The sequence below is a fragment of the Sphingopyxis selenitireducens genome (assembly GCF_051550705.1).
Lineage (GTDB): Bacteria > Pseudomonadota > Alphaproteobacteria > Sphingomonadales > Sphingomonadaceae > Sphingopyxis.
The window spans coordinates 871,317-879,879 of sequence record NZ_JBPULG010000002.1 but is presented as its reverse complement, the minus strand read 5'-3'; the positions used below and the strand labels follow the sequence as shown (position 1 = coordinate 879,879).

Below are 8,563 nucleotides of genomic sequence, written 5' to 3'. Positions count from 1 at the left end.
ACTCGAAGAGATGCGCGCCGACCTCAATTCGAACCGTGGCGGACGGCCCAAGCTGACGATGCTGCCCTTCCTGATCGTCGCCATCTGCCGCACCATTCCCCAATTCCCGATGATCAACGCGCGCTATGACGACGAGGCCGGTATCGTGACGCGCCATGGCGCGGTGCACCTCGGCATGGCGACGCAGACCGACGCGGGGCTCATGGTCCCGGTGATCCGCGATGCGCAGGACATGAATGTCTGGCAACTCGCGAGCGAGATCGGGCGTCTCGCGGAAGCTGCGCGCACCGGCAAGGCAAAGGTAGACGAGCTGTCGGGCTCGACGCTGACGATAACCTCGCTCGGCCCGCTCGGCGGGATTGCGACGACGCCGGTGATCAACAGGCCCGAGGTCGCGATCATCGGTCCGAACAAGATCGTCGAACGTCCGGTCTTTGACGGCGACGAGATCCGCCGCGCCAAGCTGATGAACCTGTCGATCAGCTGCGACCACCGCGTCGTCGATGGCTGGGATGCCGCAAGCTATGTTCAGGCGCTCAAGAAGCTGGTCGAAACGCCGGTGCTGCTGTTCGCGGACTGATAACCCGTCGCCCCCGCGAAGGCGGGGGCCGCTGGCAACCTTGCGCTAGGCCGATGGCGGCCCCCGCCTTCGCGGGGGCGACGGCTGGTCTAAAGCCCCAGCCCAGCGAAACTCGTCTGGTCGAACTTCAGCTTGAAGGTCACATAGGCGCCCGAACGCGAATAACGCGCTTCCTCGAAATCGCGATCGTGGAAGCCCGCGAAATTATAGCCGAAACTGATGTTGGCGTTTTTCATCGGCGCCAGCGTCACGGTCGGTCCGCCCGCCCAGCTTACGGTATCGGCGTCGGTGCCGACGCGTGCGGTGCCCGAGGCGCCGACATCGATATGCTCGCTCAGATTGAAGCGGAGGTCGGCGCCGATCAGGTTCGACCAACCCTGCACATCATCGGCGCCGAAGCGGTCGAAATTATAGCGGGTGCCCCAAAAGAAGCCGATTTCCGCGCGCTCGTACCACATACCGTCCCCGCCGCGCTCGCCGAGCGGGGCCCAGTTCACCGACAGGCTGTTGAGCAGACGGCGGCTCGTCGCATCGCCGTCGATCGTCAGCGCGCCGCCGCCGATCGGGCCGGACTGACCCGCGATTGCGCCGCGCACCTTGTCTGAACGAAGCTCGCTTTTGTTGAGCCACGACACGCGCGACGCGGCGGGACGGTGCGCCCAGCTCATCTCTAACTGGATCACCTCGGTCGTCGGCACCGCGCCGCTGCCGCTCGCCCTGGCGTAGGTAAAAAGTGCCCCTAGAGCGCGGCCCTCGCCGAGCTGGCGGAGGCCGCCAAGCGTCAGGCCGGTACGATTGGCGAGTTCACCGTCGCGATATTCGGCGCGGCCCGTGAAGGTCCAGCGGTCCGCGCGATATGTGGCGCCGGTGCTGATCGCGAGGAAATCCTCGGTCAGAGTGCCATTGCCTCCGAGAAAACCGCCCGACGCCACCGGGTGATCGGGATTGAGCACATCCTTTGCGCGCACCCCGCCGATCGTACGATTGCCGTCGACAGAGATATCGATCGACCAGCGTGTCCCGAGCCGTAGCGACTGCGACAGGCCGTAAGCGGCGAAGCTGCGCGGGCCATATTCGCCGATCTCCTGCTGGTTCGCGGTCGCGAGCAGGCGCCCCCCAGCCCATGGTGAGAGGTCGAAGCCGAGCCGCGCGGTGCGTGCCTTGACCGTGTCGCCGTCGGCGATTTCATAGCTGCCAACCAGATTGATATCGCGGGTGATCGCATAGCGCGCGCCGAGGCGGTGGCGAGTCGGGAAATCGACGCTCGCATCCTTCCCGCCCAAGGCGAATTCGGTCTGTGCATCGAGTTCGAGGCGTTTGTTCATCAGGCGCTGGGTCGCACCAAGCTGAACGATGTTCGATGTGTTACGCATGCCGTCGCTCAGCCGGTCGTCGGCGTGAGTCAGTCCAGCGCGTGCGACACTGGTGCCATTGTCATATTCGACGAGCGCGCGCGCGGCGCGACGGCGTGCGCCGGTGTCGAGATAATCTTCCTGCCACGCGCTGCCGGTCAGCGAGAGCTTGCGCGTTGCGCGCAGCCGCGCATCGACGCCAAATTTGCGCGTGCCGTTTTCGCCGCTGTTGAGCTGGCCGGTGCCGAAGCCCGTTTCGCGTGTCCGGACATAGGCGAGGAAATCGGCGTTGCTGCTGTGATGCTCGGCCTCGATCAACCATGCCTTGGCGGAGCCGGCGGCGGCCGCCCCGCCATTCACCGCCTTGGCGTCGCTGACGGCGAGCTCGGCGCGAACCTCGGTATCAATGTCGGGACGATAGCGGGCATCGACGCCGCCGAGATTGGTTTTCGCGTTGCCGTCCTCATCATGGATGAACGTCGCACCGACGCGCACTCTTTCATCGGTCGATTGATAGCTGACGCGGCCGCCGGCGTTGAGCACACGCTGGCCGACGCCATCGACCTCATATTCGGCGACGATGAACTGCGGATCAAGGTTTGACGACCGGCTGAGCACGGGCTCGCGAAAACGGATCGTGCCTGACAGATAATCGATGTCGTAGTCGACATGGCGCGACAGGCTGACGCTGTCGATGATCCGTTCGCTGTGCAGGCGGTCGCGCGTTTCGATGACGATCCGTTCGCTGTTCGGCAAGATATCCTTCGCGCCGAGCTGATAGGGGCCGGTCAGGCCATTGCCCTGGATTTCGTCACGGCGGAAGCGATAGGGGGTGTCGGCGACGAACGCGGTCGCGGCGACATTGCGGCCGCGATACTCGGCCTTGCCGCCGTTCAGCGCGCGCTGGTAGCGGGCGAGCTGCGGTTCTGAAATGCCGGTCTCGATATCGCCGAACATCGCATAGAATTGCGGGCGTTCGAGGCGGAGATAGAGCTTGCGCACCGAGGCCGCGTCATAGCGGGTCTCGTTGCGGTCGGCATAGATGGTGTAATAGGCGCGCGGATCGATCACGCCGCTGAACCGCGCATCGTCCTTTTCCTTGTCGCTGTCATAGGCGAGCGTCATCAGCCATTTGCCGCGCACGCGGCCCTTGGCATAAAGCGCGAGGCGCGCATCGGCATTGAGGTCGTCCAGCGTTTCCGCCACCGGCTCCATCCGGTCGTCGAGCGTGTTGTAGCCCAGTGTCCCTGCCGCGAAGCCGACGACGGTCCACGGGCGATTGCCGGGATCGAGCCAGGTTTCGATCGTCTGTTTGCGCGTCACCTTGTCGTCGCGGAAGGTGAAATCCATCGCGAGCGTGCCCGAAGCGGTCGTCGGCTCCAGCTCGATAGTGGCGATGCCGTCGTCGCCATCGATCTTCCACACCGGTTGCGCGCGCTCGAGGCCGGCGAGCTGGCGTGCCTGCTGCGCGTCGGCTTCGACGGCGGGATAATAGGGTGCGGGTACGCTGAAATCGCCGGTCAGGCCATGACGCACGGGCTTGCCGTCGCGATCGGTCAGGCGCACCGCGATTACCGGGCGCGTCACGCCGTCGGCGATCAGAACCGATTTTTCGCGGACCAACTCTGCACGCATCGGGGTGATCGAATAATGGACCGGCCGTTCGAGCGTTTCGATCGTCGCGCCGTCCGCATCCTTTACGACCGCAACCAGGCTGTTCTCGCCTTCGCGAATTTCGATGCCGCGCCACAGGCTGACCGCCACGTTTCCGTCGGCCGATTTGCTGATGCCTTCGTAGGTCAGCGGATCGACCGGCTTGCCATTGATCGACAGCGCGACGGTCTGGCCCGGCGCGTGCTTGATCGCAGCGCGGACCGATTTGGCGCGCGGATTGTGGTCGAGATCGGGAAACAGCCACGCGATGCCCGGCGTCTGGCCCGCCAGCCAGTCGCGATTGGCGCCTGCAGCATCGGGGTCGGTGAGAATCACCGGCGCCTCGATCGTCGCCGTGGTCGGCGCGGCGCGCGGTGCGGCCGCGCGGGCACGGAAATCGGCGCGCTTCAAGGCGCCGCCGCGACCCTCGACGAAGCGCGAGATCGCGCTGCCGGCGCTTTGCGTTGAGCGCGCGCAATCGATCGCTTCGCGGTCGAGGGGCAAGGTCGACGGGTCGATCTGGACGACATGCAGGCCGGGGCGCACCCCCTCGAAGTGATAGCGGCCGTCGGGGTCGGTAACGGTGTAACTGCCGTCCTGCAGCATCACGCGCACGCCAGCGATGCCGTTTGCTTTGCCCGGATCGACGCCGCAGCCGCCGTCGGTGATCCGGCCGATGATCGTCATCCGGTCGCCGAGCTGGTCGCGTTTGATCGCGATCGTCGCCTCGGTGACATTGCTGGTCGAACCGCGATTGTCGGTGGCGGTGGCACTGTTGAGCGCGTTGCCGGGCTGCGCCGACACAAGGACTTCAGCGAGATAGGTGAGCAGGATCGAACGAGCCGGAGCGATGGCGGGCAGGGTAACCGCGAATTCGCGGCCGTTGGCGCGGGCATCGGCGGTGACGCGGACGCCATCGGCGCGCACGGTGTCGGCGCGCAGGCGCATTCCGGCGGGCAATATGTCGCGCACTGTCACGGACCCTGTGCTGCGGCGCGTGTCGCGGTTCGCGACTTCGATGCGATACTGGACCACGTCGCCGGGCACTGCGACCTGCGTCGAGGTCGTCTTGCGCAGGATCAGCGGCAGGCCGGGCTGGTCGACGGGGATGTCGACGCGGACGGGGGCCGGGCTGTCGAGGGTGAAGATATCGCCATAGCTTGCAGCGGTGATCGTGAAGGGAAGGCCGTCGTCGGGACGGCGCAGACCCGTCAGATCGGCTGGGCTCGACTTCGAGGGTGCGGTGAAGGGTGACGGCGGCTCGACGACGAGGCGATATGTGCCGGGAGCAACAAAGGGGAAGCGGTAATCGCCCGCCGGGAAATTATAGACGATGCCGCTTGAGTCGGTGACGCTCTGTCCGGTGATCATGCTGGCGGGATAGGATGAGATGCCGTCGTCGCCGAAGACCTGCGCGGGCTGGCCTGTTGCTGCATCGACGATCGTGACGCGGCTTCCCGCTACCGGAGCGCCGTCGCCGCTGTCGAAAACGATCCCGAACGGGTCGACGAGAAAGTCGATCTTGGCGAGCGCGACGAGGCTGGCGTTCGCCCGGTCGGCGACCTTCAGTGTCAAGGGCGCGCCGGGGGTGACCGACAGACGGCAGTCGCCCGCCACGACCGCAGGTGGAACGCCAATCGTGTTGATGATGCCGATGAACTCGCCGCTGTTCGCCGCGGTTTCGGTGAGCGTGATCTGCTCGCGGTCGCCGTTTTCGAGTTCGAGCGTGACGGGCAGGGCGTCGCGCTGCTGCGCATCGACATTGGCAGAGGCGAGTGTGACGCCGACGACCAGCATTTCCCCCGCGCGGAAGCTGCTGCTGCTTTGCAGCGATGCAGGGTTTGTCGCGAGGCCGGTGTAGGCGCCGCCAAGCTGGATCAAGCCGCCGCCGCGCGCGTTGCTGTTGCCGCACGGCGTCGGGGCAAGTGGCGCCGACTTGTCGCCGCCGCGGTCGACGATCCGATAGGTGGCGATCGTCGGCGCTTCGGACGGCCGTTCTTTCACCGTCACGTCGACGCGATTCGACAGCGTCTCCCCGCCATTGGCGCCCTGAATCCAGCGCGCCGCAGCGGTGTTGGAAATCACCTGCGCGTGCGCCGTGGTTGTCGCAGGCAGCATCGCTGCCGCAACCAGCGTGGTCGCGAGGGTCCGAAGTGTTCGGGTGATGCGCATGGCAAGCCCCGAAGGGGGCAGCGGTGGCGGCCTGTTCAGCCCGCGCCCTCTGCCCCCTTCGGTACGCCGATCAGTTGACGAGGGCCTGGAAGATCAGCGTGCGCGCAGCGCCCGCAGCGATTGTCGCGATCGTCCCCGACACGACGGGCGCGGCATAGCTGCCCCCAGTCGCACCGTCGGCGTTGCAGGTGCCGCCTGTGACGGTCCCGTTCAGCCGGATCGACCCCGCGACGAAGGCGAGTTGCCCCGGCACGCTGTCGTTGATTGCGACAGCGGTCGCATCGGCGCCTCCCGCGGCGTTCGCCACGGCAATGCAATATTCGACCGTGGCGCCCGGTATCAGTTTCGGGTTGGTTGTGCCGTTGAACGGGTCCGAAACGACGCGGCTCGATTTGGTGACGGTCAGGGTCGCCGTCTTGACCGTATAGTCGTCGGCATCGCTGTGCGAGGCGTCGCGGTTGGCGTCATTGACGCCGACGCCATCGGCAAAGACGGTATCCTTGCCCGCCGTGTTGGCGCCCGCGGTTTGCGTGACCGCCGCACCTTGCGTTCCCGCCGTGCCGCCTTCGAGCGCAGTGGCGCGAAGCTGGATGCCCGCGACCGCCCCGGTGGGAAGACCCGCAGGAATGTCGGCGACGACGAACAGCCGGATCGGCGTGTCGGTCGCGAGTTCGTCGATATAGGTGACGAGCGCGTCGCCCACGTCATAGCTGCCCACCGTCCCGGTCGCCGCGTCGCGATAAATGCGGATATTGGACGCATTGAACGTATCGGTGCCGCCGTGCGTGGCGGTCCCGCCCGTAATCTGCGACGCCGTGAGCAGGAAATCGAGGACCTCGTTCGAGCTGTTGGTCAACTGGAACGTGGTCACTGCGCTGGTTTGGCCCGGTGAGACCTCGGTGGTCGCGTTACCGACTTCTTCGACGAGCAGATTGACCTTGCGATCGACGACGAAGCTGTTCGAGGCGCTTTGCTGCCCCTGGGCGACGCCGCCGACCTGATAATCGACGGTTGCGGTATTGGTGATTGATGTGCCTGCGGTCGTCCCATTGGCGAATGCCGGGGTTGCGGCGATGCTTGCGCATGCCGCCATACCGAGGCCCATATAGTTCAGCTTACTGGTCATAGCTGAGCTCCTGGACATGGACTGGCTGCCTGATCCCCACCGCCGGCAGCCGTTAAGCGGCTTGTTTTAAAGAGTTATTTGACGACTCCCCGGAACATGAGCTTGCCGGACCCTCCAACGGGTATCGGCTTTTGAAATGCCCAGCGGACGTGCGTGACGTCGGCGGGTTGCGCGGCCCGGCGGGTGCCGTCGGCCATCGCAACGGTCAGGGCGGAAAGCAGTCCCCACTGCTTGCCGCCATCGACCGAGACGAGCGATTGCGTGTTCCCCGCATCGGCGAAGCGAACCGCCGACGGCATCGGATTGGTGATCACGAATTTGTCGGCGGGCTGGGCGCCGGCATTGCGATAGTCGAGCACGAAGACGAGGCGGTCGCCCGGCACGACGACTTTGGGTTCCTCGAGCAGGACGCGCTGCTTGCCGGCGGCGTCGGTCGAGACGCGTTCGACGAACACGCTGTTATTAAGCGCGACCTGATTGGCGGCGAGCGCCTGACCGGGCAGGAGCGCGGTCAAAAGCAGGACAAGGGTGGTACGCATGGACTTCTCCATCATTGGATTGTGGTGCGGAAGGTGACGGTGCGGGTCTGGCCGCCGGCGACGGTGCCGAGCGCGACATTGATCCGCGTGCCATTGTAATCGCCGGCGTCGGCGTCGGACGCGTCGGACAGCGCCCCGCCGCCGAGGGTGATCGATCCGGGGGCGTAGCGCGTGTTCGGCGGAATATTGTCGGTAATCGCGAGGCCGCTGACCGATCCGCTGCCCGCGACGGTTGCGACGATCGTATAGGTGATCGTCGCGCCCGGGACCGGATCGGTCGTGCCGAGGGCGTTGGTCACCGCCGCCGATTTGACGAGCGTGACCGTAGCGGCCGATACGATGAAAGCGCCATCGTCGTCGGCATCGGCGCCGGTCGAGCCGACCACCGCGTCGCCGCCGCCTTCGCCCTGACCGGCAAAGCTGTAACCCGGCGCGCCGGTGCCGGTCTTGGCCGCAGCAACAAGACTGACAATACCGCGATTGCCGTCGACGACTGTACCGGGCGTGGTTGCGACGACGAAAACCGTGATGGCGGTCTCCGGCTGGAGCAGCGGATCGCCGGTGCCGGGCGTATAGAGCGTATCGATATTGGCATCGAACGCGTTGTCGCCGTTGGCGTCGATATAGATTTGGGTGACGGCGGGATCATAATTGTCACCGCCGGCATTGGCGATCGTGTTCAGCGCGAAATTCTCGGGGCCATTACCGGTGTTGGTAACGCGGAAACTCAGCACCTGACCGGTCGAGCCGGGCGTCGTCGGAACATCGGTCGGATTGTTCGACGCGACGGTGACGTCGAGCAATTCGTCGACGAGCAGGTCGACGCGGTTTGAATCCACCGTTTGAGCGCCGCCCCCGGCATCGAAGGTCGCGGTTGCGGTGTTGCTGATCGTCGTGCCCGCACGGGTGGCGGGCGGCGGCGACGTCTGTGCCTGGGCCGGTGCCGGCAGCGCGAGCGCGGCGAGCAGGCCGATAAACGAACAAGAGGGAAGAAGCCGATGATGCTTCGCGCCCCCCACAGGCGCTTTCATCATGATGAGATACTCCGATAGCTGGTCCTTGAAGTCCGCAATCGGAGAAAAAGGGTAATTTCAGGTTAAGGACGTGAACGAAATTGCCGGGACTGCCCCAAAGAGGGACA

The 8,563-nt window shown here is 65.5% G+C and carries 5 protein-coding genes; 1 reads left to right on the top strand and 4 read right to left on the bottom strand.

Features of this window, described 5'->3' with window-relative positions; all coding sequences use genetic code 11:
- Nucleotides 1–580: dihydrolipoamide acetyltransferase family protein (locus ACSYDV_RS10030; protein WP_438323644.1), on the top strand; the 580-nt coding region annotated here is incomplete at its 5' end.
- Nucleotides 581–669: 89 nt separating this feature from the next.
- On the opposite strand, the gene ACSYDV_RS10025 is transcribed toward ACSYDV_RS10030, so the two are convergent.
- The 4 genes from ACSYDV_RS10025 to ACSYDV_RS10010 all read right to left on the bottom strand — a co-directional run bounded on the left by ACSYDV_RS10025 (nt 670) and on the right by ACSYDV_RS10010 (nt 8,456).
- Nucleotides 670–5,757 carry a hypothetical protein gene (locus ACSYDV_RS10025; RefSeq protein WP_438323643.1) on the bottom strand — a complete coding sequence of 1,696 codons (5,088 nt, stop codon included), beginning with the start codon at nt 5,755–5,757 and terminating at the stop codon, nt 670–672.
- A gap of 70 nt (nt 5,758–5,827) precedes the next feature.
- Nucleotides 5,828–6,883: a hypothetical protein gene (locus ACSYDV_RS10020; RefSeq protein WP_438323642.1), complete on the bottom strand. Its 1,056-nt coding sequence runs from the start codon at nt 6,881–6,883 to the stop codon at nt 5,828–5,830.
- A gap of 74 nt (nt 6,884–6,957) precedes the next feature.
- The gene (locus ACSYDV_RS10015) at nt 6,958–7,422 is read right to left on the bottom strand and encodes a hypothetical protein (protein WP_438323641.1); all 465 of its coding nucleotides are present in this window, start codon (nt 7,420–7,422) and stop codon (nt 6,958–6,960) included.
- Between the two features lie 11 nt (nt 7,423–7,433).
- On the bottom strand, nt 7,434–8,456 hold the full coding sequence (locus tag ACSYDV_RS10010) for a hypothetical protein (protein ID WP_438323640.1): 1,023 nt from the start codon (nt 8,454–8,456) through the stop codon (nt 7,434–7,436).
- Nucleotides 8,457–8,563: the final 107 nt, after the last annotated feature.

Excerpts from the sequence above, each read along its gene's own strand:
- ACSYDV_RS10015 (WP_438323641.1), bottom strand. The coding sequence starts at position 7,422 with ATGCGTACCACCCTTGTCCTGCTTTTGACCGCGCTCCTGCCCGGTCAG.
- ACSYDV_RS10020 (WP_438323642.1), bottom strand. The coding sequence starts at position 6,883 with ATGACCAGTAAGCTGAACTATATGGGCCTCGGTATGGCGGCATGCGCA.
- ACSYDV_RS10025 (WP_438323643.1), bottom strand. The coding sequence starts at position 5,757 with ATGCGCATCACCCGAACACTTCGGACCCTCGCGACCACGCTGGTTGCG.
- ACSYDV_RS10010 (WP_438323640.1), bottom strand. The coding sequence starts at position 8,456 with ATGATGAAAGCGCCTGTGGGGGGCGCGAAGCATCATCGGCTTCTTCCC.